The sequence below is a fragment of the Thioclava electrotropha genome (assembly GCF_002085925.2).
In the GTDB taxonomy this organism is placed as follows: domain Bacteria; phylum Pseudomonadota; class Alphaproteobacteria; order Rhodobacterales; family Rhodobacteraceae; genus Thioclava; species Thioclava electrotropha.
In genome coordinates, this window is the sequence record NZ_CP053562.1 from 2,765,807 (window position 1) to 2,789,549 (window position 23,743).

Annotated in this window: 19 protein-coding genes and 2 pseudogenes; 3 read left to right on the top strand and 18 right to left on the bottom strand. The window is 65.9% G+C overall.

The window, feature by feature from the left end; translation table 11 throughout:
* Positions 1-20: 20 nt before the first annotated feature.
* Positions 21-1,193: an acetate/propionate family kinase gene (locus AKL02_RS13155; RefSeq protein WP_083078928.1), complete on the bottom strand. Its 1,173-nt coding sequence runs from the start codon at positions 1,191-1,193 to the stop codon at positions 21-23.
* Positions 1,190-2,578 (bottom strand): bifunctional enoyl-CoA hydratase/phosphate acetyltransferase, encoded by a 1,389-nt coding sequence (locus tag AKL02_RS13160; RefSeq protein WP_083078929.1) that lies wholly within the window; start codon positions 2,576-2,578, stop codon positions 1,190-1,192. Before AKL02_RS13160 ends, AKL02_RS13155 begins: the two co-directional genes overlap by 4 nt.
* 176 nt (positions 2,579-2,754) lie before the next feature.
* Between AKL02_RS13160 and AKL02_RS13165 the strand changes: the two genes are divergently transcribed.
* Positions 2,755-4,131, top strand: a complete 1,377-nt coding sequence (locus tag AKL02_RS13165; RefSeq protein WP_083078930.1) for an FAD-binding oxidoreductase — start codon at positions 2,755-2,757, stop codon at positions 4,129-4,131.
* Positions 4,128-4,520 carry an SgcJ/EcaC family oxidoreductase gene (locus AKL02_RS13170; RefSeq protein WP_083078931.1) on the top strand — a complete coding sequence of 131 codons (393 nt, stop codon included), beginning with the start codon at positions 4,128-4,130 and terminating at the stop codon, positions 4,518-4,520. The genes AKL02_RS13165 and AKL02_RS13170 overlap by 4 nt, the downstream gene beginning before the upstream one ends.
* Positions 4,521-4,545: 25 nt before the next feature.
* Here AKL02_RS13170 and recN read toward each other — a convergent pair whose 3' ends face one another.
* The 16 genes and pseudogenes from recN to AKL02_RS13250 form a co-directional block, all read right to left on the bottom strand.
* A complete protein-coding gene (gene recN, locus AKL02_RS13175) occupies positions 4,546-6,195 on the bottom strand; it encodes a DNA repair protein RecN (protein ID WP_083078932.1) in 1,650 nt (549 codons plus the stop codon).
* A 21-nt stretch (positions 6,196-6,216) separates the two neighbouring features.
* Complete coding sequence (locus tag AKL02_RS13180) at positions 6,217-7,065, bottom strand: outer membrane protein assembly factor BamD (protein WP_078571802.1); 849 nt, start codon at positions 7,063-7,065, stop codon at positions 6,217-6,219.
* Positions 7,066-7,243: 178 nt separating this feature from the next.
* Positions 7,244-8,162, bottom strand: a pseudogene (gene lpxC, locus AKL02_RS13185) (UDP-3-O-acyl-N-acetylglucosamine deacetylase).
* Between the two features lie 233 nt (positions 8,163-8,395).
* Positions 8,396-10,093, bottom strand: coding sequence for a cell division protein FtsZ (ftsZ, locus tag AKL02_RS13190; protein WP_078571672.1), 1,698 nt, complete (start codon positions 10,091-10,093; stop codon positions 8,396-8,398).
* Between the two features lie 269 nt (positions 10,094-10,362).
* Positions 10,363-11,688 (bottom strand): cell division protein FtsA, encoded by a 1,326-nt coding sequence (gene ftsA / locus AKL02_RS13195; protein ID WP_078522995.1) that lies wholly within the window; start codon positions 11,686-11,688, stop codon positions 10,363-10,365.
* The gene (locus tag AKL02_RS13200; RefSeq protein WP_083078933.1) at positions 11,685-12,650 is read right to left on the bottom strand and encodes a cell division protein FtsQ/DivIB; all 966 of its coding nucleotides are present in this window, start codon (positions 12,648-12,650) and stop codon (positions 11,685-11,687) included. Before AKL02_RS13200 ends, ftsA begins: the two co-directional genes overlap by 4 nt.
* Positions 12,638-13,552 (bottom strand): D-alanine--D-alanine ligase, encoded by a 915-nt coding sequence (locus AKL02_RS13205; RefSeq protein WP_083078934.1) that lies wholly within the window; start codon positions 13,550-13,552, stop codon positions 12,638-12,640. The genes AKL02_RS13200 and AKL02_RS13205 overlap by 13 nt, the downstream gene beginning before the upstream one ends.
* A gap of 66 nt (positions 13,553-13,618) precedes the next feature.
* A pseudogene (gene murB / locus AKL02_RS13210) lies at positions 13,619-14,550 on the bottom strand (UDP-N-acetylmuramate dehydrogenase).
* Between the two features lie 48 nt (positions 14,551-14,598).
* Entirely contained in the window at positions 14,599-14,850 is a 252-nt protein-coding gene (locus AKL02_RS13215; protein WP_083078936.1) for a DUF2484 family protein, read from the bottom strand.
* Positions 14,847-16,037, bottom strand: coding sequence for an APC family permease (locus AKL02_RS13220; protein WP_083078937.1), 1,191 nt, complete (start codon positions 16,035-16,037; stop codon positions 14,847-14,849). The genes AKL02_RS13215 and AKL02_RS13220 overlap by 4 nt, the downstream gene beginning before the upstream one ends.
* Before the next feature lie 84 nt (positions 16,038-16,121).
* A complete protein-coding gene (gene murC / locus AKL02_RS13225) occupies positions 16,122-17,531 on the bottom strand; it encodes a UDP-N-acetylmuramate--L-alanine ligase (RefSeq protein WP_083078938.1) in 1,410 nt (469 codons plus the stop codon).
* Complete coding sequence (locus AKL02_RS13230) at positions 17,528-18,631, bottom strand: UDP-N-acetylglucosamine--N-acetylmuramyl-(pentapeptide) pyrophosphoryl-undecaprenol N-acetylglucosamine transferase (protein ID WP_083078939.1); 1,104 nt, start codon at positions 18,629-18,631, stop codon at positions 17,528-17,530. The genes murC and AKL02_RS13230 overlap by 4 nt, the downstream gene beginning before the upstream one ends.
* 18 nt (positions 18,632-18,649) lie before the next feature.
* The gene (locus AKL02_RS13235; protein ID WP_078523003.1) at positions 18,650-19,816 is read right to left on the bottom strand and encodes a peptidoglycan glycosyltransferase FtsW; all 1,167 of its coding nucleotides are present in this window, start codon (positions 19,814-19,816) and stop codon (positions 18,650-18,652) included.
* Positions 19,817-19,966: 150 nt separating this feature from the next.
* Entirely contained in the window at positions 19,967-21,205 is a 1,239-nt protein-coding gene (locus AKL02_RS13240; RefSeq protein WP_232621618.1) for an FAD-binding domain-containing protein, read from the bottom strand.
* Positions 21,206-21,258: 53 nt separating this feature from the next.
* Positions 21,259-21,693, bottom strand: coding sequence for a cyclophilin-like fold protein (locus AKL02_RS13245; protein ID WP_232621619.1), 435 nt, complete (start codon positions 21,691-21,693; stop codon positions 21,259-21,261).
* 109 nt (positions 21,694-21,802) lie between these two features.
* Positions 21,803-23,002, bottom strand: a complete 1,200-nt coding sequence (locus AKL02_RS13250; RefSeq protein WP_083078941.1) for an NAD(P)-dependent alcohol dehydrogenase — start codon at positions 23,000-23,002, stop codon at positions 21,803-21,805.
* 243 nt (positions 23,003-23,245) lie between these two features.
* Here AKL02_RS13250 and AKL02_RS13255 point away from each other — a divergent pair, with 243 nt between their 5' ends.
* Complete coding sequence (locus AKL02_RS13255) at positions 23,246-23,701, top strand: (R)-mandelonitrile lyase (RefSeq protein WP_083078942.1); 456 nt, start codon at positions 23,246-23,248, stop codon at positions 23,699-23,701.
* The last annotated feature ends 42 nt before the right edge of the window (positions 23,702-23,743 follow it).

Sequence of the window (23,743 nt, forward strand, 5' to 3'; positions counted from 1 at the left end):
GAGGCCACATGCGCCGTCGCCTACAGGTCGAGCACGGCCTTCGCCGCCCGCGCGATGACGATTTCCTCGTTGGTCGGGATCACGAGCACCCGCACCGCGCCCGCCCCGATCTCACGCGCATTCTCGGCATTGGCGGCTTGGTCGATCTCGACCCCGAGGAAGCCCAGACCGTCGCAGGCCTGCGCGCGCACGCGCGCCGAATTCTCTCCGATCCCGCCGGTGAAGACGATCCCGTCCAAGCCGCCCATCGCCGCCGCCATCGCGCCGATCTGACGTTTGATGCGGAAGCAGAAATAGTCGATCGCTTCTTTCGCTTTGGGATCGCTTGATCCCTCCAGCGTGCGCATATCGTTGGAGATGCCGGACATGCCCAGAAGCCCGGATTCCTTGTAGAGCAGCGTCGAGATCTCGGACGCGCTCATCCCCTCCTGATCCATCATGTAGAGCAGGATGCCGGGGTCGAGTTCGCCCGGACGGGTGCCCATCGGCAGCCCTTCAAGCGCGGAAAACCCCATCGTCGAGGTGACCGACTGGCCGTTCTCGATCGCGCACATCGACGCGCCAGAGCCTAAATGCGCCACGATCATCCGCCCCTTGTGCAAGTCGGGCTCGGTGCGGGTCAGCTCCCCATTGATGAAGTCGTAGCTCAGCCCGTGAAAGCCGTAGCGGCGCACGCCTTTCTCGTAATATCGGCGCGGCAGCGCGAAAGTGTCGCTCACGAAGGGATGGCCGCGATGAAAGGCGGTGTCGTAGCAGGCGACCTGCGGCGTGCCGGGGAAGGTGTCGACCGCCGCACGCACGCCCGCAAGGTTATGCGGCTGGTGCAGCGGCGCGAAGGGGGCGAGCTTGGCCAGCTCCTTCATCAGCGGTTCGGACAGGGGCTCGGGGGCGGCATGGTCGATCCCGCCATGAACGATACGGTGGCCGACCGCGATCACCTCCAGCCCCGGAAAGGCCGCCTGAAACGCCGCAAGCGCGGTGTGGAGCGCCGCCGCATTGGTCGCGAAATCGTCCGTGGCGGAGGCGGGCAGCGGCAGCGGCGCGCCATCGGGGCCGCTGAGTTTCATCGCCGCCTCGCGCCGTCCGATCCGGTCGACATGGCCAAGTGCGAGCGTCTCCAGATTTCCCGAGAACAGCCCCAGTTTCAGCGAGGACGAGCCGGAATTCAGTGTCAGGATCGCGCGGGTTGTCATGCGCGCTCTCCGAGGGTGCGGTGGTAGTGGATCGAAGCCACGGCGGCGGAGGCCAGCCGCGCCATCCCGCTATCGGAGCGCGAGTTCAGGATGACCGGCACCTTCGCGCCCAGCATCAGCCCCGCCCCTTCCGCGTGGGAGATATAGGCGAGCTGCTTGGCCAGCATATTCGCGGAATCGATCCCGGGTGCGACCAGCACCTCGGCCCGGCCTGCCACGGCCGAGCGGATGCCCTTGGTGCGCGCGGCGGCCAGATCGACGGCATTGTCCATCGCGAGCGGCCCATCGACCTCGCCCCCGGTGATCTGCCCGCGCTCTGCCATCTTCGACAGAAGCGCCGCATCGAGGGACGACGGGATCGCGGGCGTCACGGTCTCGACCGCCGACAGCACGCCGACTTTCGGCACCTCGATCCCGATCGAGATCGCCACGTCGATCGCGTTTTGCACGATATGCACCTTGGTCTCGAGATCGGGGGCGATATTGATCGCGGCGTCGGTGACGATCAGCGGATGCACGACACCGGGCACATCCATCACGAAGACATGGGTGAAGCGTTTGCCGATCCGCAGCCCCGTCGCCTTGTCGAGCATCGGCTTCAGCAGCGCATCGGTATGCAGATGGCCCTTCATAACCGCGCCCGCGCGGCCCTCGTTGACCAGCTGCACCGCCATGCGCGCGGCATCGCGGGGGTGCTCTGCGGGCAGGATCTCGAACTTGGTCACGTCGCGGCCCAGCTCCTTCGCGACGGACATGATCTTTTCGGGATGGCCGATCAGCAGCGGCTCGATCAGGTGATGTTCGGCGGCGAGGAGCGCACCGTCGAGCGACACCGGCTCTTCGGGACAGACGACCGCGGTGACCAGATCGGGCAGCGGCTCGGCCTTCTCCAGCAGTTTCTCGAAATGGCGATGGCGCTGCGAGATCAGGCCCGGCACTTCGAGCGCATCGAATTTTAGATGCTTCTGCGGGGCGTGGACCTCGGCCTCGCCCTCGACGATCAGCGCGTCATCGCCCACGCGGCGCACTTCCGTCTTCATCCGCAAGAGATCGCCGGGCAGCTTCTCGAGCACCTCGACGCGGGCGCAAAGCTCCTGCCCGGCGGCCGCGAGATCGTGGAAGCGCAGGCTTTGCGAGCGGTAGAGCGTACCCGGCCCCGGCAGCAGGTTGCCCAGCACGGCGGTGATCAGCGAAGCCACGAACATGCCCGGCGCATAGGCCTCCTTCTGGCCGTCGCCATCGCCGTCCTCGGCCTCCAGATGAACCGGGTTGTGATTGCCCGAGGCCGCCGCGAAAACGTAGAAATCATCGGCCGTGCACAGCCGCTTCAACTCCGCCGATTGACCGACCTCGATCTCGTCCCATTTCCGGCTCTCGAACATCATGGCGCGCTCCTTCATTTTGCCTGCCGCGCAAGTCTGACGGACCCGCGCGCTGCTAGCTAGGCAGAGATTCGCGACAAATCCTTGATCCGAGACAAAAACCGCCGACAAACCGCAGGAACCCTTTCACTCGCGCGCGGCTGAGCCTAAAGCTTGGGCACCACAAGACGGAGGCGGGCATGGCATTGGCAGAGGCGCTGGCGGAACTCGAAACTTTGCTGGGCGACCGGCTCGACGCCTCGAAAGGCGCGCGCGACCAGCACGGCCGCAACGAGACATGGTTTGCTTTCGCACCGCCGGATGCGGTGGCCTATCCGATCAGCGCCGAGGAAGTCAGCGCGATCGTGAAAATCTGCGCCGCCCATGACGTTCCGATCACGCCCTATGGCACGGGCACCTCGCTGGAGGGCCATGCCGTGCCGGTGCGCGGCGGGATCAGCCTCGATCTGATGAAGATGGACCGCGTGGTCGACGTTCTGGCCGAGGACATGCAGGTGCGCGTCCAGCCCGGCGTGACCCGCGAGGCGCTCAACGAGGACCTGCGCGCGACGGGGCTGTTCTTCCCGGTCGATCCGGGCGCAAATGCCTCTCTTGGCGGTATGGCGGCGACCCGGGCGAGCGGCACGACGACGGTGGGCTATGGCTCGATGCGCGACAACGTGGCGGCGCTGGAAGTGGTGCTGGCCGACGGCCGCATCATCCGCACCGGCAGCCGCGCGAAGAAATCCTCGGCAGGCTACGATCTGACCGCGCTCATGGTGGGCTCGGAAGGCACGCTCGGGATCATCACCGAGCTGACGCTGCGCCTGCATGGCCAGCCCGAGGCGATCTCCTCTGCGGTCTGTGCCTTCGACACGCTGGAAGCGGCGGTCGAGACGGTGCAGATGACGATCCAGATGGGCATCCCGATGGCGCGGATCGAATTTGTCGACGACCTTACCGCGCAGATCTTCAACGAGGCCAACGGCACCGATTTCCCCGCGAAACCGCATCTGATGATCGAGTTTCACGGCTCGGAGAGCGGTGTGGCCGAGGCGTCCGAACGCTTCGGCGAAGTCGTGGCCGAGATGGGCGGCGCCGATTTCCAATGGGCGACGACGACCGAGGACCGCAACAAGCTGTGGAAGATGCGCCACGGCGCTTACCCGGCCACGATCGCGCATCGCCCCGGCTGCATGGGGCTGGTGACCGATATCTGCGTCCCGATCTCGCGGCTGGCGGAGGCCGTGGCCGCGACCAAGCATGACATCCTCGAAGCCGGGCTGATCGGCCCCGTGGTGGGCCATGTCGGCGACGGGAATTTCCACTCGGTCCTGCTGCTCGATCCCGAGGATAAGGACGAATTCAAGCGCGCCAAGCAAGTGGCCGCGAAGATGGCCGAACGCGCGCTGGAGATGCAGGGCACCGTCACCGGCGAGCACGGCATCGGCATGGGCAAGATAGGCTATATGCGTGGTGAACATGGCGCGGGCTGGGACGTGATGGGCCAGATCAAGCGCGCGCTCGACCCGCAGAACATTCTCAATCCCGGCAAACTGGTGGAGCAGGACGAATGAGCTTCGAAACCCCGGACGCGCTGCCGCGCGCCTTTGCGAAAGCCTGGGGCGCGCGCGACGCGCAGGCGCTTGCGGGCTTCTTCGCGGAAGACGCCGATTTCATCTCGCTCACCGGCGGGATCGCCTCGGGCCGCACCCGGATCGCGGAGTTGTTCGCAGGCGAACTCGCCGGCGCCTTCTCGCGCGCGCGGTTGGTGACCGGCAAGGCCAAATCACGCGCCGTCGGCGCCGAGGCCGCGGTCGTCCTCCAACGCTTCGTCCTGACCGGGATCATCACCGAAAACGGCGCGGATGCGGGCCGCATCGGCTGCACGCTGGCCGCGACGCTCGGGCTTACGCCAGCGGGCTGGGAAATCGTCGCCGCGCAATTCGTGGTGGAGGCGGGGTAAGGCCCGCGTCCAAGTTCCCCTACCCTTAACCCTTCAGCAAATCCAGTGCCGCCGCCTTCGCGGCTTCGGTGACTTCGGCGCCTGCGATCATGCGGGCGATTTCGTCGGTGCGCTCGGCTGTGGCCAGCGCGCGGACTTCGGAAGTGGTCATGTCGTTGTTGACCGATTTGGCGACGCGGAAATGGGTGGCGCCGCGGGCGGCGACCTGCGGGGAATGGGTGACGACGAGGACCTGAGCGCCCTCGGCGAGCTTCGCGAGACGACGGCCCACGGCATCGGCTGTGGCCCCGCCCACGCCTCGGTCGATCTCGTCGAAGATCAGGGTCAGCGTATCGGCGCCGCGCGCGAGCACGACTTTCAGCGCGAGGAGGAAGCGTGACAGCTCGCCGCCCGACGCGATCTTGTTGAGCGGCCCTGCCGGCGCGCCGGGGTTGGTGGCGACGGTGAAGCGCACGGTATCGGTGCCCTCGGCACCGGGCTCGCCCTCCGACAGACGCGTCTCGAACACGGCGCGATCCATCTTCAGCGGCGCCAATTCGCCCGCCATCGCGGCATCGAGTTGCCCTGCAGCCTCGGCACGCGCCTTCGACAGCGCAGCGGCAGCCTTGTCATAGGTCGCGCTTGCTTTGGCGAGCTCGGCTTCCAGCGCGCCGATCCCTTCTTCGCCCGCGTCCAAGGCGGCAAGCTTCTCGCGCAGGCCTTCGGCGAAATCGGCCAGTTCATCGGCGAGCACACCATGCTTGCGCGCAAGGCCACGGATCGCGAACAGACGTTCCTCGCAGGCCTCCAAAGCATGCGGATCGAAATCGAGCGCATCCAGCGCGGTCTCCACGCCTTGCGCCGCGTCACCCAGTTCGAGGAAGGCGCGTTCCAAGGCCTCCAGCGGCGCATCGAGACGCCCCTCGGCCCGGTCCGCAGCACCCTGCAACCAGCGATCGGCGTCGCGCATCATCCCCTCCGCCCCTTCCGGGCCGAGGGCGGCAAAGGCGCGCGACACATCTTCGCGGATTTTCGCAGCGCCCTGCATCAGGCGGCGCTGGCTGTCGAGCTCGGCTTCCTCGCCGGGTTTCGGATCGAGCGTGTCGAATTCCTTCACCGCATAGCGCAGGAATTCTTCCTCTTCCTTCACCGCCGCGAGAGAACTCCGCGCCGCCTCCAGCTTGCGCGCCGCCGCCGCCCGCGCTTTCCACGCCGTGCGGGTGGCCTCCAGCAGATCGGAATGGCTCGCGAAGGCATCGAGCAGCGCCCGGTGGCCGCGTTCGTTGAGCAGACCTCCATCGTCGGACTGGCCGTGCAGTTCCACCAGCGAGGCGGAGACCTGCCGCAGCACGTCGCCCGACGCCCGGCGGTCGTTGATCCACGCGGTCTTGCGCCCGTCGCGCGCGTTCACCCGGCGCAGGATCAATTCGTCCGAGACAGGGATGCCCGCTTCGGCCAGTACCTCGCGCGCGGGGTGATCGGAGGGCAGCTCGAACACCGCCGTCACCTCGCCCTGATCGGCACCCTGACGCACGAGTTCGGCCCGGCCGCGCCAGCCCAGCACGAAGCCCAGACAGTCGAGCAGAATCGACTTGCCCGCCCCGGTCTCGCCGGTCAGCACATTGAGGCCGGGGCCGAAGTCCAGCTCCAGCCTCTCGATAATCAGAATGTCGCGGATATCCAGCGAATGTAGCATTTCAGACCATGAGGGCCCCGATCAGAGCCACTTGCCCTGAACCACCTGACGATACACGCTGGACAGCCATCCGTTGCCCTTCGCCTCGGGCTTCAACCCACGCTTCTGCAGCAGGTTGTAAGCGTCCTGATAGAAGGGCGAGGACTGGAAGTTGTGGCCGAGGATCGCGCCTGCGGTCTGCGCCTGATCGGTGATGCCGAGCGCCAGATAGGCCTCCACCAGACGTTCCAGCGCCTCGGGCGTGTGGCTCGTCGTTTGGAATTGCTCCACCACCACGCGGAAGCGGTTGATCGCCGCGGTGTAGTTGCCGCGCTTGAGGTAGTAACGCCCGATCTCCATCTCCTTGCCCGCGAGGTGGTCGAAGGCGAGGTCGAATTTCAGGATCGCCGACTGGGCGTATTCCGAATCCGGGTATTTCTCGATCACGTCGCGCAGCGCCTGCAGCGCCTGGAAGGTCAGGCCCTGATCGCGGCCGACCTCGTCGATCTGATCGTAATAGCTGAGCGCCAGAAGATATTGCGCATAGGCCGCGTCTTCGTCGCCGGGATAGGTGTCGAGGAATCGCTGCGCCGAGGCGCGGGCTTCTTCGTAATTCTTCGCCTTATGCTGGGCATAGGCTTCCATGATCAACGCGCGCTTGGCCCATTGCGAATAGGGGTAAAGCCGCTCGACCTCGGAGAAATACTTCAGCGCGGTATTGGGGCGGCGCGGATTGCCGACCTCAAGCTCGTACTCGCCACGCTCGTAGATTTGCTTGGCCGTGAAGTTTTCGAGGTTCGGTGCTTTGTTCGGGTCAGTACCGCAGGCGGAAAGCGCCATTACAAGACCAAGAGCCCCGAGTTTCGCTGCCGCCAGTTTGCCGCGCGCCATGCCCTGCCCCATCCCTCTTTCGTTGCCGGAGAAAGGCCCCGGACCCGTCAATCACTACCCCGTTTCGGAGGCCGTTCGGCATGTCCTAGCATAGAAAAATCCGGGGCGCAAAATGCCTTTGCGGGTTTTGACGCCCTTTTCCCGATGCCCGCGAACCCGTGACCGGGCCGCGATGCATTCAGGCCGATGCCAGTGCCGCTGCCGAGCATACACCAGCGCCGGGCAAGCTGTAAGCCTGCGCGGGCGAACAGGTTTCCCAGCACCACGCATCGGGGCGCTCGAACAACGCCCGCAAAAGCTGGTTGGTCATCGCATGACCCGCGCGGTTGCCGCGATAGCGACCGAGGATCGGCGCGCCCGCAAGCGCGAGATCGCCAAGCGCATCGAGCATCTTGTGGCGCACGGGTTCATCCGCGTGCCGCAGGCCGCCGGGGCTGAGCACCTTGTCGCCATCAACGACCACGGCATTCTCGAACGTACCGCCGAGGCTGAGCCTTCTCGCGCATCGCATCGACATCGGCGAGGCGGCAGAAGGTGCGGCTGTCCATCAGTTCGCGCACGAAAGCGCCATTGGCCATCTTGAGGCGCTTGCTCTGACGGCCGATCGCGGCGTCGGTGAAGTCGATCGCGAAATCGATCTCGAGACCCGCGGCAGGTTCGATGCGCGCCACGGCCTGACCGTTGCGCACTTCGACCGGTTTCAGGATGCGGATCGCGCGCAGTTCAGCGGCAAGCTCACGCAAACCAGCCGCGCGGAACGCCGCGACGAACTGGGCCGAAGACCCGTCGAGGATCGGCACTTCCGGCCCGTCGAGCGAGATCAGCGCGTTGTGGATGCCCGAGCCCACGAGAGCCGCCATCAGGTGCTCGATCGTGGAGACCTGAACGCCGTCTTCGTTTTCGATCAGCGTGCAGAGCGTCGCGCTCGGCACGTTGCTCCACAATGCGGGCACACGAGGGTTCACGCCGGACACATCGGTGCGACGGAACACGATCCCATGGCCTGCAGGCGCCGGATGCACATGCATCTCGACCGGGGCGCCCGAATGGAGCCCAACGCCGGAAAAGGCCACGGATTTGGCAAGCGTCGTCTGCACGATAACCTCACAACTTTTTTCTCTGGCGATCCACGAACACACGGGTCCGAGAGCCGCAGCATCAGTTAGTCAGAGAAGGCGGGGTTAACAATTCACTCTTTGTAACGGCCTGAAACATTGCGGCCGTGATCTGGCGGAAGGCCGCGCAGAAGCACATAAGCCACTGAGATAGAATGAAAAAAGGCCCGCTCTCGCGGACCTCTTTCGGCGTTTCGTGAAGCCTTTGTGACCGATTAATTCGCCTGACGGCGCAGGAAGGCCGGGATCTCGATGCGATCCTGATCCTCGGATTGCTCGTCATCATAGGCCTCGGCGCGCGGCTGAGCGGTCTGCGGACGCTGCTGCTGGGGCTGCGGCGCGGGCTGCTGCGGAGCGTGCTGCTGGGGCGCGTGGCCCTGCTCGGCATGGCCGTGGCCGGTCATGCGATTGATCAGCGAGTTGATGCCAAAGCGCGGACGCTCTGCCTGCGGCTGCGGTTGCGGCTGCTGCGGTGCGGCCGGGCGAGTCGCCGCCATCGGACGCTGCGCGGGCGCGCTCGACGGAGCCTTGTTCACCGCCGCCTCGAGACGACGCAGGGCTTCCGGCGACGGGGTGCCGGGCTGACGCGGACGCGGTGCGACATAGTCATGCGCGCCGTCTTCGACATGCAGATCCTGCGCGGGCGCAGGCTGCGGACGATAGGCCGGCGGCGGCAGGTCGTCAGCGGCTTCCTGAGCGCGCGGCTGCTCCATCGTGGCGCGAGCTGCGGGCGCGTCGAACAGGGTCCGCTCTTGTGCGGTCTGCTGCGGCGCGGGCTGCGGGGCTGCCTGAGCGGCCGGTGCCTGTTGCGGCGCGGGCTGCGGGGCCGGAGCGGGCTGCGGCGCCGGAGCGGGCGCATGCTCGATGGTAGCTTCGGCTGCGGTTTCCGCGGGCTTCAGTGGCTCGGCGAGCGAGCGGCGCGGCACCGGGACTTCCGCCGGGGTGGCCAGCGCATCTATACCGGTCGCGACCACGGAGACACGCATCGCGCCTTCCATGTCGGGGTCCAGCGTCGAGCCGACGATGATGTTGGCATCCGCATCGACCTCTTCGCGAATGCGGTTCGCCGCTTCGTCGAGTTCGAACAGCGTCAGGTCGTAGCCGCCGGTGATGTTGATCAGCACGCCCTTGGCGCCTGCCAGCGAGATCTCGTCGAGGAGCGGGTTCGCGATGGCCTTCTCGGCGGCCTGAACCGCGCGATCTTCGCCCGTCGCCTCGCCGGTGCCCATCATCGCCTTGCCCATCTCGTCCATCACCGCACGCACGTCGGCGAAGTCGAGGTTGATCAGGCCAGGACGGACCATCAGGTCGGTCACGCCCTTCACGCCCTGATACAGAACGTCATCCGCCATCGAGAAGGCTTCGGTGAAGGTGGTCTTCTCGTTGGCCAGACGGAACAGGTTCTGGTTCGGAATGATGATCAGCGTGTCGACGACCTTCTGGAGCTCTTCGAGGCCCTGCTCGGCCTGACGCATCCGCTTGGAGCCTTCGAACTGGAACGGCTTGGTCACGACGCCGACGGTCAGAACACCCAGCTCACGCGCGGCCTGCGCGATGATCGGAGCAGCCCCGGTGCCGGTGCCGCCGCCCATGCCGGCGGTGATGAAGCACATATGCGCGCCAGCGAGGTGATCGACGATCGCCTCGATGCTTTCTTCGGCCGCGGCTGCGCCCACCGTGGGACGGGCGCCTGCGCCCAGACCTTCGGTGACCTTGGTGCCCATCTGGACCCGGGCCTGCGACTTGGACTGCTGCAGCGCCTGAGCGTCGGTATTCGCGACCACGAATTCCACGCCCTCAAGCTGCTGCTCGATCATGTTGTTGACCGCGTTCCCGCCCGCGCCCCCGACGCCGAATACGGTGATCCGGGGCTTGAGGTCCTCGTGCTCTGACATCATCAAATTCAACGCCATGTGGTATGTCCGCCTGTTGTTGCTGCCCGACCCTGTCCCAGGCCGATTTCAATGGAAATTAGACCGATTTTAGCGATGAATCGCCGCAGCGTCACGTAAAAAACCGCTTCGGACCACAAAATCTGGAGCTCCAGATTCCGTGACCAGCGGTATTTCGCGCAGACGTCAGCATATTGTGTGGATGATGCGGCCAGACCGCCGCCGCTACGCGAACTTGAACTTCGCGCGACAGGCGTCTGAGATCAGTCAATTTTCACTTTTGCAACATTTCACCAATTATCGCGGAACCAGCGGATGGCCCGGCGCAGCGAGCGCCCGCCCAGCGTTTCGGGGGGCATCTCGAAATCCCACCACTCGTCTTGCGGATGCGCCGCGAAAAGCGACAGCCCCACCACGGAAGAGAAGCCCGAGCCGGTCGCGGCCTGCGGCAGACCCTGCACCCGCATCGGCCGCCCGAGCCGCACATTCTGGCCGAGGATTCGCGCAGCCAGCCCGTCGAGACCGGGGATCTGGCTCGCCCCGCCCGTCAGCACGATCTGCTTAGAGGGCAGATGTTCGAAGCCTGCGGCATCGAGGATCGCGCGCACGTCTTCGAGGATTTCCTCGACGCGCGGGCGCATTATTCCGATCAGTTCGGCGCGGCTCACCTGACGGCGGTCTTTCTCCCAGTCGCCGGAGTCGCCGCCCAGCTCGATCATCTCGCGATCGTCCATGCCGGTGGCGACAACCCCGCCGTGGAAGGTCTTGATCCGCTCGGCCACCGACATCGGCACCCGCAGCCCCGCCGCGATGTCGCGGGTGACATGCTCGCCGCCCAGCCGCACCGCGTCGGCATAGATCATGTGTTTCTTCATGAAGATCGACACGCCGGTCGCGCCGCCGCCCATGTCAATGCAGGCCGCGCCCAGCTCCTGCTCGTCCTCGACAAGGCTGGAGACGCCCGAGACATAGGCCGAGCTGGCGATACCCGCGAGTTCGAGATCGCAGCGCCGGATGCAATAGATCAGGTTCTGGATCGCGGTGTCGGAGACGGTCAGCAGATGCATGTCGACCGCGAGGCGTTGCCCCGCATGGCCCCGCGGATCGGCCAGACCCGAGCGGTGATCGAGTGCGAAGTTCACCGGCTGCGCATGAAGCACCTCGCGCCCTGCCCCGAGCGGCGGGATATCGCAGGAGGCCAGCACGCGGCTCACATCGACCTCGGTGACCTGATCGCCCTGCACCTCGATCTCGCCCGCCAGCCCATAGGAGCGCGGCTCGGCGCCCGCGAAACAGGCGATGACGTGATCGACGCGCGTATTGGCCATCTTCTGTGCGGCCTGCACGGCGGTGCGGATCGCGCGTTCGGTCTCTGCCATCGCGTCGATCTCGCCGAAGCGCACCCCGCGCGAACGCGTCGTCGCGGCCCCGATCACCCGCACCGAGGCATGCCCGGCCAGGGAGTCTTCGTCCTCGGACCCGTTGGGATTGTCGAATTTCAGAACGAGGCAGGCGATCTTGGAACTGCCGATATCGAGAAGCGCGATCACGCCCCGTTGCATCGCTGCCTTACGCATGTTGCGCATTGCGCGCTGGAACTCGTAGAGATCGGTCATTGCGTGGCCCTCGCTTTGAGAATGTCAGACTGCACCCGGCGGAATTCGGCGAGCGCGTTATCGCTGAGCCGGATCGTCGGACGGTCCTTGTTTCGAAAATCAATCACGGTGAAATCGCGGGCGAGCAGATCCTCGGCGGTATTGAGCGCGAGGATACGGTCGAGTGCTGCGACGGGATCTGTCTCGGGGAGCATGATGCGCTGGCCATGATCGAGCACGAGGTCCCAGCGGCGCTCGCCCAACCGTTCCAGCCCGCGCAGACGCGGCAGAAGCGGACCGGCATCGGCAATGATTTCCAGCGCCTCGGGCACCGCCTTATCCGCGCCCATGCCGGAAATCACCGGCAGATCGGGACGCGCTTCACGCGAAATCAGCGTAGCCACCCGGTGGCCCGACGCGTCGAGCATCTCGAGACCGCCCGGCTGGCGCCAGAGAATCGCGGGGACGCGCTCGGTCACGTCGGCTTCGAGCACACCGCCCGGACGGATCACCAGCCGCGCGTCCGCCACCGCATCGAGGCGGCGGATCGTGTCGCGATAGGCGTCGAGGTCGATGTCGAAGCTCGACGCGGGCAGCCCCACCGGCAGCATCGCGCGCACGGCATGGGCGACCTCGGGGCTCGCGCCTTCGATCTTGAGCAGCTTGACCATGAATTCGGGGCGATGCTCGATCGCGTCCTTCACATCCTGCACCTGCGCGACCAGCTCGGCGCGGCGGCCCGGATCGCCCAGCCACAGGCCGAGACCTGCGACGATCAGAACAATCGGCACGCCGATCCGGGTGAAGGCGCGCACGGCGGGCGTGAGCCACAGCCGTTCGAGTTTGAAAGCAAGCCGCGACGGCGCGGGATCGCGGCGGGCGGGACGTTTGGAGCGTTGGTAAACGCGGGGGGCCATGCCACCCGAAGGGCCTTGGCGATGCCCGGGGGCTTCGCGCGGCGGGGCACCGTTCAGCGGCCGCATGAGGCGTCCTCCACCAACCACGCGCAGAGCTCGGGGAAGTCGATGCCGCAATGCGCGGCCTGTTCGGGCGAAAGCGAGGTCGGCGTCATGCCCGGCTGGGTGTTGGTCTCCAGCAGCACGAGACCGGCGAGCCCCCTGCCCTCGTCCCAGCGGAAATCGGTGCGCGAGAGCCCCCGGCAGCCCAGCACCTGATGCGCGCGGACCGCGTAATCGAGGCAGGCTTCGGTGATCTCGACGGGGATTTCGGCGGGCAGAACGTGGCGCGAGCCGCCGGGGCGGTATTTCGCGTCATAGTCGTACCAGCCCTCGGTGATGATCTCGGTCACGCAGAGCGCGCGATCGCCCATCACGGAAACAGTCAGCTCACGGCCCGGGGCGTAGGTCTCGACCATCACCTCTTCGGGCATCTCGGCCGACAGCTGCGGCGGGGAGTTCGCGCCGTCCATCACCAGATAGACGCCGACCGAGGAGCCCTCGTTATTCGGCTTCACGACATAAGGCGCCGGCAGCACATGGCGCGCCATCACGTCGTCCTTGGTCGCGATCACGGATTGCACGATGGGCAGGTTCGCCGCGGCATAGGCCTGCTTGGCGCGCGCCTTGTCCATCGCCAGCGCCGAGGCCAGCACACCGGAATGGGTATAGGAGATACGGAGCCATTCGAGCATGCCCTGAACGCAGCCATCCTCGCCCCAGCGACCATGCAAAGCATTGAAAACGCAGTCAGGCGCGGCATCGCTCAGCCGTTGCGGAAGATCCTCTCCCGCGTCGATCTCGATCACTTCGAAACCCGCCGTGCGCAACGCCTTGGCGCATTCGCGCCCCGAGGACAGAGACACCTCCCGCTCAGCAGAAGGGCCGCCCAGAAGAACCGCCACACGGTGGGATGCCCTGCTCGACATACCCGCTACTTTCGCCTCATGCGGGGGTTGACCCCCGTCCGGTAATTGCGTTGCAGGGTGGAGGTCTTACGCCTCGAATTCTCCTACACGCATGATTTCCCACTCTAGCGAAATTCCGCTCGATTGCACAACCTTTTTGCGCACCTCTTCCCCGAGATTTTCGAGATCGGCCGCGGTCGCCCCGCCAGTGTTGATCATAAAGTTGCTGTGTTTTTCCGACATTTGCGCGCCACCGATGCGCGCGCCGCGCATTCCGGCATCGTCGATGATCTTCCACGCCTTCAGCTCATGCGTGTCATCGGCCCGCCCCGTCGAAGAGAAACCGGCAGGATTGCGGAAGGTCGATCCAGCGGTGCGGTCCTTCGTGGGTTGGGTCGCATCGCGCTTGGCCAGTTGCTCAGCCATATGTGCCTCGAGTGCCACGGGGTCACCGGCCTCTGCGCGGAACGTCGCGCTGGTCAGCACCCAGCCTTCGGGCAGATCGCTCTGGCGGTAGGCGAAGTTCAGATCCTCGGGCGTGAGCTTGACCCGCTCCCCTGCCCGCGTGATCGCGCGCGCTTCGATCAGGTGATCGGCGACGTAAGAGCCATAGCAGCCCGCATTCATCCGCACCGCCCCGCCGATCGCGCCAGGAATGGTGCGCAGGAAGGTCAGGTCGAGCCCCGCCTGCGCGGCCTTGCGCGCGACATGGGCATCCAGCGCCGCAGCGCCCGCGGTGACTGTTCCGCCCTCGCATTCGATCGAGTTGAAGCCCCGCCCCATCCGGATCACCACCGCCCGCAGCCCCCATCGCGCACGATCAGGTTCGAGCCCACGCCCATCGGGAAGACCGCGATCTCTTCGGGCAGGCCTTTAAGGAACTCTGCGAGGTCATCCTCGTCGGCAGGCTGGAACAGCCAGTCCGCCGGGCCGCCCACGCGCAGCCAGGTCAGCGAGTCGAGCGGACGGTTCGGCGTCAGCGCGCCGCGCGGGGTATAGGTCGAAGGACAATCAGTCATGGCGCATCTCGTAGCCGCGCACGCAGGGCGAGGCAAGCGATCGCAATCTCATTCAGCGGGGTCACGCGTACCCCGCAGCGCACGGACCAGAAAAATGACCGGCCAGCGCAGCACTGACATGCCGCCCGCCAGCACCAGCAGCCCCATGATCGGGCCGTTCTGATAGGTCACCCAGCCCACCAGCGGCACGCCGACCGCGATCAGCCCCCACGCGCCCGGCCAGTGGAACCGCCTCGGTCCCATCGCGATCAGCGTGGCAACAAGCGCCCAGACACAGGCAAGAACGAGCGAGACGGTCATGAGAAACCTCCCAGGGCTGCGATCAGGGCCGCTCCGGCGACCAATGCGCCCACGACCGGAACGGCCATAGGCACCTTGAACGGCGCATAGTCAGACCGGCTTTTCAGCGCGACAAGCGACAGGTTAACGAGAAGGAAGACGCCCAGGAGCACCTTCGAAGTGATACCGGCCAATTGCTCGACCGGGGCAGCGAGCGCAAGCGCAATCATCCCCATACCGCAAAGAAGAGTCGCCAGCACCGGCGTGCCAAAGCGCGGATGCGCCTGATGAAAAACGGACAGCGCGGGACTGCGGCGGCCAAGACCGAACAGCACGCGCGCCGCCATCACCACCTGCGCAAGCACCCCGTTCAGCGCCGCCGCCACCGCGATCGCGGCGAGGATGCCCGGCCCGTGCCCCGCCGATTGCCAGACCAGTGCCAACGGCTGCTCGGAGCGGGCGAGATCGGCCAGCGGCACCGCCCGCACGGCAGCGTAGCTTACGGTCAGATAGAGGATGGCGGTGATCGCGAGCGCGGCGAGGATCGCGCGCGGCATGTCGCGGATCGGGTCGCGCATCTCCTCGGACATGTTCACCATGTCCTCGAAACCGATGAAGGCGAAGAAAGCGAGCGACGCGGCGGCCGCGATCCCGGCCCAATGCGGCGCGGGCAGCGGCGTGAGATCGGGGCTTGGATCGGTCGAAAGCCCCGCCCAGATCACCAGCGCGAGCCCGACCACCTCGACCAGCGTCAGCGCCACGGCGAGCCCCACGGATTCCAGCACGCCGAGGCAGGCCACGCCGATCAGCACCAGCCCAAAGGCGATCATCACGCCCTCGACCGGTAACGGCACCAGCAGTGTCAGATAGCCAGCCCCACCACGCAGCACCGCCGCCGCCGACACCGTACCCGCGACCACGATACCCAGCCCCACGATCAGCGCCAGCGCATGGCTGCGCAGCCCTTCCTCGACAAAGGCGGCCTCTCCGGCAGCTTCGGGGATGCGCGAGGACAATTCGGCATAGGACAGCGCGGAGGGTGCCGCGATCAACCCTGCCAGCACGAAGGCCAGAGGCGCCCAGATCCCGGCCTGCGCGGCGACCGCGCCGACCAGCACATAGATACCCGCGCCCACCATGACGCCGACCCCGTAGCCGGTCATCAGCCACGGACCCAATCGGCGTTTCAGATGCGTCTCGTCACGCATGACGCGGCCCTTCTTGCCCACATGAGACGACGTGGCAGCGCCGCAAACCTTCTTGATGTCGTGCCAGGTCGCCCCGGCGCCTGCTCAGCCCCCCAGCTTCGCAGGCAGGTTGTTCGCCCAGGTCGAGATCGTCCCCGCCCCGAGGCAGACGACGATATCGCCGGGACGCGCCTGTTCACGCACCAGCCGAGCCAGATCATCTTCCGACAAAATGGCACGAGCATGACGGTGACCATGCGCGATCAGCCCGGCGACCAGATCGTCGCGCGTCGCCCCCTCGATCGGCTCCTCGCCCGCCGAGAAGACCTCGGCGATGGCGACGACGTCAGCCTCGTTGAAACAGGTGCAGAAATCGTCGAACAGCGAATGCAGGCGCGAATAGCGGTGCGGCTGGTGGACCGCGATCACACGCGCTCCGGGCTTCACCGCCTGACGCGCCGCTTTCAGCACGGCGGCGATCTCGACCGGATGGTGGCCGTAATCGTCGATGATCGTGACCCCGCCGAGAACGTCGCCGACCTTGGTGAAGCGCCGGTTCACGCCGCCGAAGCTCGCGAGAGCTTCCTTGATCTCGCCCATCTTCATCCCGAGATGGCGCGCCACCGCGACGGCGGCCAGCGCGTTCGAGACGTTATGATCGCCCGGCATCGGCAGGGTGCAGCCCTCGATCATGGGCTTGCCCTCTTCACCCTGCAGCGCGATGTCGAAATGCGCGACGCCCGCATCGTAATGCAGGTTGATCGCACGGATATCGGCCTGCGCGTTGAAGCCGAAAGTCACGACGCGGCGGTCGTTGAGCTTGCCGACCAGCGTCTGCACCTCCGGGTGATCGGTGCAGCAGACAGCCAACCCGTAGAACGGGATGTTCGAGACGAAATCGTAAAACCCTTTGCGCAGCGCGTCGAAAGAGCCCCAATGCTCCATATGCTCAGGGTCGATATTGGTCACGATGGCGATCGTCGCGGGCAGACGATTGAAGGAGCCGTCGCTCTCGTCGGCCTCCACCACCATCCACTCGCCCGCGCCTGCGCGCGCGTTCGAGCCATAGGCGTGGATGATCCCGCCATTGATCACGGTTGGGTCGAAATTGCCCTTGTCGAGTAGCGTCGCGACCATCGTCGTGGTCGTGGTCTTGCCGTGGGTGCCGCCGATCGCGATGTTCGATTTCAGGCGCATCAGCTCGGCCAGCATCTCGGCGCGGCGCACGACCGGAAGACCACGGCGGCGCGCTTCTTCCAGCTCGGGATTGCCCGGCTTGATCGCGGTGGAGATCACCACCACGCCCGCTTCACCGATATTCTCGGCGCGCTGGCCTTCGAAGATGGTCGCGCCCAGTGTCGCCAGACGGTCGGTGATCTTCGAGGATTTCGCATCCGAGCCCTGAACCGTGAACCCTTGGGTCATCAGCACTTCGGCGATGCCGGACATGCCGATCCCGCCGATACCGACGAAATGGATGGGGCCGAGTTCTCCGGGCAGTTTGGTCGCGTTCATTGAGTTCTTCCTGCTAGGTCTTCGACGAGGGCGACGAGCCGCTCGGTGGCGTCCGGCACCCCGTAGGAAAGGGCCGCGCGCGACATCTGCAGCGCGCCCTCGGGGTTGTCCAGCACCAGTGAAATTTGATCCGCGAGGCTCTCCGTCGAGAGCTGGCTTTCGGGGATGGTGATCGCGCCGCCGGTCTTCGCAAGACCGCGCGCATTGGCCGCTTGGTGATCGCCAGCGGCGGCGGCATAGGGGATCAGGATCGCGGGCCGTCCGATGACGGAGATATCCGCGATCGACGACGCACCGGCGCGCGAGATCACCAGCTGGCATTCGCTGAGACGGCGCGGCACGTCGTTGAAGAAGGGTTCGACCTCGGCTGTGATGCCCGCCGCCTCATAGGCGGCGATCACCCGGTCGAGGTCTTCGGGGCGCGCCTGATGGGAGACGCGCAGATTGGCGCGGGCGGCTTCCGGAAGACTCGCCATCGCCGCCGGAACCGTGTCCGACAGGATGCGCGCGCCCTGCGAGCCGCCGATCACGAGGACCGACATCGGGTAGTCGCCCGGCGGGATATAGGCCGCGCCCGCCCGCTCCAGCACGGCAGCCCGCACCGGATTGCCCGTATGCTCGCCCTGCACGCCCTCGGGCAGATCGGTCGGCCAGGTGCCGCAGGCGAAGCGGTTCACCTTCTTGGCGAAGATGCGGTTCACCTTGCCCATGATGCCGTTCTGTTCGTGAATGGCGCGGGGAATACCCAGAGCGACCGCAGAAGACAGCGCCGGGATCGTCGGATAACCGCCGAAGCCCACCACCACGGTTGGCTTGTCCGACAGGTTCTTGCGGATGGCAGAGGCCACGCCGCCCGCGATCTTGAACGGCACGCCCAGCTTGCCGAGTGCGCCACCGCGCGCGAACGTCGCCGAGGCGATCTGTTCGACCGTCACCGTATGGGGAAAGCCGCCCGCATAGCGCGCCCCGCGCGCATCCGTGGACAGCTTGACGCGCCAGCCCCGGCGCACCATCGCCTCGGCCAGCGCCTGTGCGGGGAACATATGCCCGCCGGTGCCGCCAGCGGCGATCAGCAGTAGCGGGGTCGTGTCCTTGGCCATGTCCCCCTCCTGAGGGTTTTAGCGACCGCGTCGGGCGAGAATATCCGAAATCTGTCCCTGCGGCCGGGTCCGAGTCAGCGCGAGCAACATACCCACCGCAATCCCCGAAGCAATGACCGAAGAGCCCCCGTAGCTGACGAACGGCAAAGTCATGCCTTTCGCGGGCAGAAGGCGCACCGCGACGCCCATATTGATGATCGCCTGAACGCCGAAGGCGCAGGCCAGACCGGAGCCCGCGAGCCGGGTGAAGGGATCGCGCTCGCGCATCAGGCGCAGCAGCGACCGGATCACCACGGTCGCATAAAGCGCGATGATCACGAGGACGAGGATCAGGCCGTATTCTTCGGCCGCGACGGCGATGATGAAGTCGGTATGCGCATCGGGCAGCGACCACTTTACCGAGCCCTGCCCCACGCCGACGCCGAAGAAGCCGCCCTCTTGGATCGCGTTCGTCGCGTAGCCGATCTGGGTGCGCGGATCGACATCCGTCGACAGGAAGCCGTTGATCCGGCGCGCGAAGTGTTCCGAGAAGTTATAGGCGAAGAAGCCGCCCGCCACGGTCAGCGCCCCGATCCCTGTCAGCAGCGCAATCGGCGCGCCCGAGATGAAATACATCACCGACCATGCGAACAGCACCAGCGAGGCCTGCCCGAAATCGGGTTGCAAGGCGAGCGCCACCACGATGATGACCATCAGAAGGAAGGAATAGAGCCGCCCCTTCGGGCCCCCGACGTCATGGGCTGCGGCCATGAACCAGCCGGAGATGATGACGAAACCGGGCTTGAGGAATTCGGACGGCTGGATCGATGCGAAGCCGAAGGAATACCACCGCACCGCGCCCTTGCCGAAATCGGTGCCCAGCACCGGCAGCAGCATCACCGCGACGAAGGCGCCGACGAAGCCGATCACGCCCAGCCTGCGCACCTGTTTCGGGTCGAGCATCGAGATGCCCAGCATCACGCCCAGCGCCACCACCCCGAAGAAGGCCTGACGTTTGACGTAATAGAAAGGCTCGAGACCGTTGCGCTCTGCCAGCGGTACCGAGGCGGCGAGCCCCAGCAACATGCCAAGGCCGAACAACGCCAAAACGGCGCCGAGCGCCCATTTGTCGATCGTGCGCCACCATTTCGGTAAGACGGGTTCACCGGCCCGCACGGGGACGGTGCCGAATGCCATTTCTGTCATGGGCTATACTGCCGTTGCTGCCTCGAATACGCCCGTTTTCCGGGTCTGATCGGAATCGTAGCCCAAAAGCTTTGAGATGACTAGGAAAATTCCGAAGAAGCGCGATCACTCGGCGATGATCGGCAAGGGCGCGCGCAATTCCCCCTACCCTCAGGCCAAGCCAAGCGCTGCAAGGATTTCGGGGAGTTTCTTTTTGACCTTGAAGAACCCGGCTGTGGCATGGGGCCAGATCACGCGATCCCACTCCCGCGTCAGCTCGCATGACGCGATGTCGCGCCCGCCCAGCGCCGCCTCCGCGCGCTCGCGCCAATCACCGAGCGGTCCTGTCGGAATGTAAGGCGTGACGATCTGCTGCACGCCGAGGCTTTGCGCCCAATCGACCAGCGCTGAGGGGTCAGCGGCCTTCAGGCGCGGCACGTTTGCGCTGCGCAAACGCTCAGCGGCATCGGCGAGCGCATCCCGCTCGAACCTCGCGACATGCGGCGCCACCTCGCGCGGCGAGCGCAGGTGGCTGGCGCTGAGGATCGCGGTCCCGCGCAGATCGAACGCGCTCAGATCGAAATCCTCGACGCGGCAATCTTCCTCGGTGATCAGAAGCGCCGTGGGCAGCCCCGGCTGCGGGGCGCGCGGCGCGCGCAATGGCGCAACCGGGGGCAGCCCCTCGGGCTCTTCTGCCTCCAGCCCCTCGCTCACCTCCGCCAATTGCGCGGGATCGGGCGCGAACCTGCCGCCTGAATAGCGCGCGATATTTCCGGCCTCGGCGGCATAGAACTTGCCCCGCGTATGCAGCCCCGCCACCCAGCGCCAACTGAGCGTGTTCGAGGCCGGATCGCCGTCGAGCAAGTGGCGATAGAAGAAATCCGCTCCAATCCGCCACGGCAGCCGCAGGGTGAAAATCCAGATCGAGGCGAACCACATCCGGGCGTGATTGTGCAGATAGCCGGTCTCGCGCAGCTCGCGCGCCCACGCGTCGAAACAGGCGATCCCGCTGCGGCCCACCTCGGCCTCGGCCACGCGCGCCGACAGATCGGGGGCGTCGTCGAGCGCAGCGAGGTCTTGCGCCAATCCGTCCCGATAGCGCGCCCAGACATTGGGGCGATGCTCCAGCCAGCCCTTGAAATAGCCCCGCCAGAGCACCTCCTGCACGAATTTCTCCGCAGCCTCCGGCCCATGCGCGTCAAGTGCCCGCGCCACCGCCTCACGCTCCAGCACAAGACGCCGCCGCAGATACGGCGACAGTTGCGAGACATCCCTGTGCCGTCCCGCTCCGTGATCGAAATTGCGCCCCTGCGCGTAATCCGCGCCCATCTTTGGGGCGAACCGCGTCAGACGGTCCTCGCCAGCCGCGCGGGTGGCGGCTGGTATTCGCAAAGGCTCGGCAGCGGTCACGGCATCTCCTTCCGGGGCGGGCTACCGAATTACGCCGCCGAGAGGATATGCGATCACTCCGCGCGCTCGAACCGAACCGTTGGATTGCTCATCAGCGCCTCGAGCGACCCGTCGAACGCGCCCAGCCGCACGAGGCCCGGCGAGTTGGCGAAAGGTTTGTAGAAGATCGCGAGATTGCCCCAAGGCGCATAAAGCGTGATGTCGCCAGTCTTCGGCTCGTAGCTGCGCGGCGCGCCGGTCGTGTCGAGCTTGCGCGGCAAATCGGCGATCTTCTCGATGCCGTGGTAGTCGCGCAAGGTCAGCTCCAGCGGCATGAGCGCCGCGAAATCGCGCCCTGCAGGGGTGTCGTCGAGGGTGGCGGTCAGAACCGCCTCGCCTGCGGTCACGGTGATCGGGATCATGCTGTCTCCTTTCGTCTCCTGAGCGCAGGCCATGCTGGCTGCGACGCATAGCGCCGCGACGGGTGTCAGAAACTTCGTGACGCTCATGGCCGATGCCCTCCTGCTGTCTGGAGACAAATCTAGGCGCGATCGCGCGGGAGGATTACCCCCCCCGCGCAATACTGCCACAGATGAGCGGCACTCATCAGTCGGCTTTTCAGGCCTGGGTCATGTCGATCACATAGCGATAGCGCGCCTGCTTGTTCACCACCTTCTCGCAGGCTTCGCCGATCTGCTCGGGGGTGATCATCTCATAGGTGGCCGCGACCCCGTGATGTGCGGCGAAGTCGATCACGCGCTGGGTTTCGGCAATGCCGCCGGTCATCGAGCCCGCGAGGCTCTGACGCCCGAAGCCCATCATCATCCCATGCGCCCCCTCGATCGGGAACAGCGCGCCGACATTGACCAACGTCTTGTCGAGCTTGAGCAGGTTCAGGAATTGCTGCATCGGATAGGCGACCGGAACGGTCGAGAGCATCAGGTCGAAGCTGCCCATCTGGCTCCGCATCGCGGCCTCGTCGGACCAGAGATAGGCCTCGGCGGCGCCGAAAGCCTTGGCATCGGCGATCTTGTCCTCGGAAGTCGTGAAGACGACGACCTCGGCCCCTTTCGCCGCCGCCAGCTTCACCGCGAGATGGCCCAAACCGCCCATGCCGATCACGCCGTAGCGCTGGCCGGGCTGCAGGTCCCAGTGATTGATTGGCGAGAAGGTGGTGATGCCCGCGCAAAGAAGTGGCGCGAACCCGGCCAGATCGACCCCCGGCGGAATGCGCAGCGCGAAGTCTTCCTTCACGACGATCTTCTTGGAATAGCCGCCATAGGTCACCCCGCCCGAAATCTTGTCCTCGGAATTATAGGTGAAGGTCGTGCCGTTGAGGCAGTTCTGCTCGCGGTCGGCAAGGCAATTGGCGCAGGTGCCGCAGCTGTCGACCATCGTGCCGACCCCGGCGATATCGCCCTCGCGGAACTTGGTGACTTCCGCGCCGATGCCGACGACCCGGCCGACCATCTCGTGACCGGGAACAAGCGGGAACTGCGGCATCCCCCAGTCGCCCTTGTAGGTGTGGATGTCCGAGTGGCAGATCGAGCTGTACATGATCTCGACCACGACATCCTTCGGGCCAGCCGCACGGCGCGGGATCGTATGGGGCGCGAAACTGCCATCCGTGTCGAAGGCCGCCCAAGCCTGCACCTCGGAGGCTTCGAGCGATGCGCCGGCCTCTTGCGCGGCCGCTTGCGTGGCGACGCTCGCCGCCAAGGGGGCCGCGGCCAGCGCGGCGCCGCTGCGCAGGAAATTACGGCGGCTTTCGCCATCGCGGGTCAGGGTTTGGAACGTGTCATTGCAGGACTGGCACATCTCGGGCCTCCTTTTTCGGGAACTGACGAAGAGCGCCGGAACAAGGGTGGCGCCTGCCTTTCAACATGCCGTGAAACGCGCCGCAGATAATCACTGCTTTGTGCACAGCATCCATGAATCCTGCTCATGAGGCTTTCCGGCTTTTGCGGCATTAACCCCGCGTCTGCGGTCCTTACCTCAATGAGAGCGAGGCCAGGGAGATCACGGCCTTGCCATTGTAACGCAATCCAAGGGAGACCCCTGATGATCCGCACCTTCACGACGCTCGCCGTCCTTCTCGCCGCCCCCGCCGCCGTCGCGCAGTCGATGGAACTGACCCCGGCGGAGAGCCGCGCAGCCACGATCGGCAGCTCTGACACCTTCACCGGCACCGCCCTCGTCGCCCCCGTCTTCGGCCCCGACATGGGCGATGTGAGCGCGGGCGAAGTGACCTTCCTTCCCGGCGCGCGCTCGGCTTGGCACACCCATCCGGCGGGGCAGAAACTCGTCGTGACGGCAGGCTCCGGCTGGGTACAGGAACGCGGCCAGCCCAAACAGCTGATGCAGGCAGGCGACGTCATCTGGTGCCCGCCCGGTATCGAGCATTGGCATGGCGCGACCGACAAGACCCACGTGACACATTTCGCGATCCAGCAGGTGGTGGATGGCTCCGCCGTGACCTGGGGCGAGAAAGTGAGCGACGCGGAATTTCTGGAGTGACGCCGCCTGATCCACGGCTGAATAATCCGTGGACGTCATGAA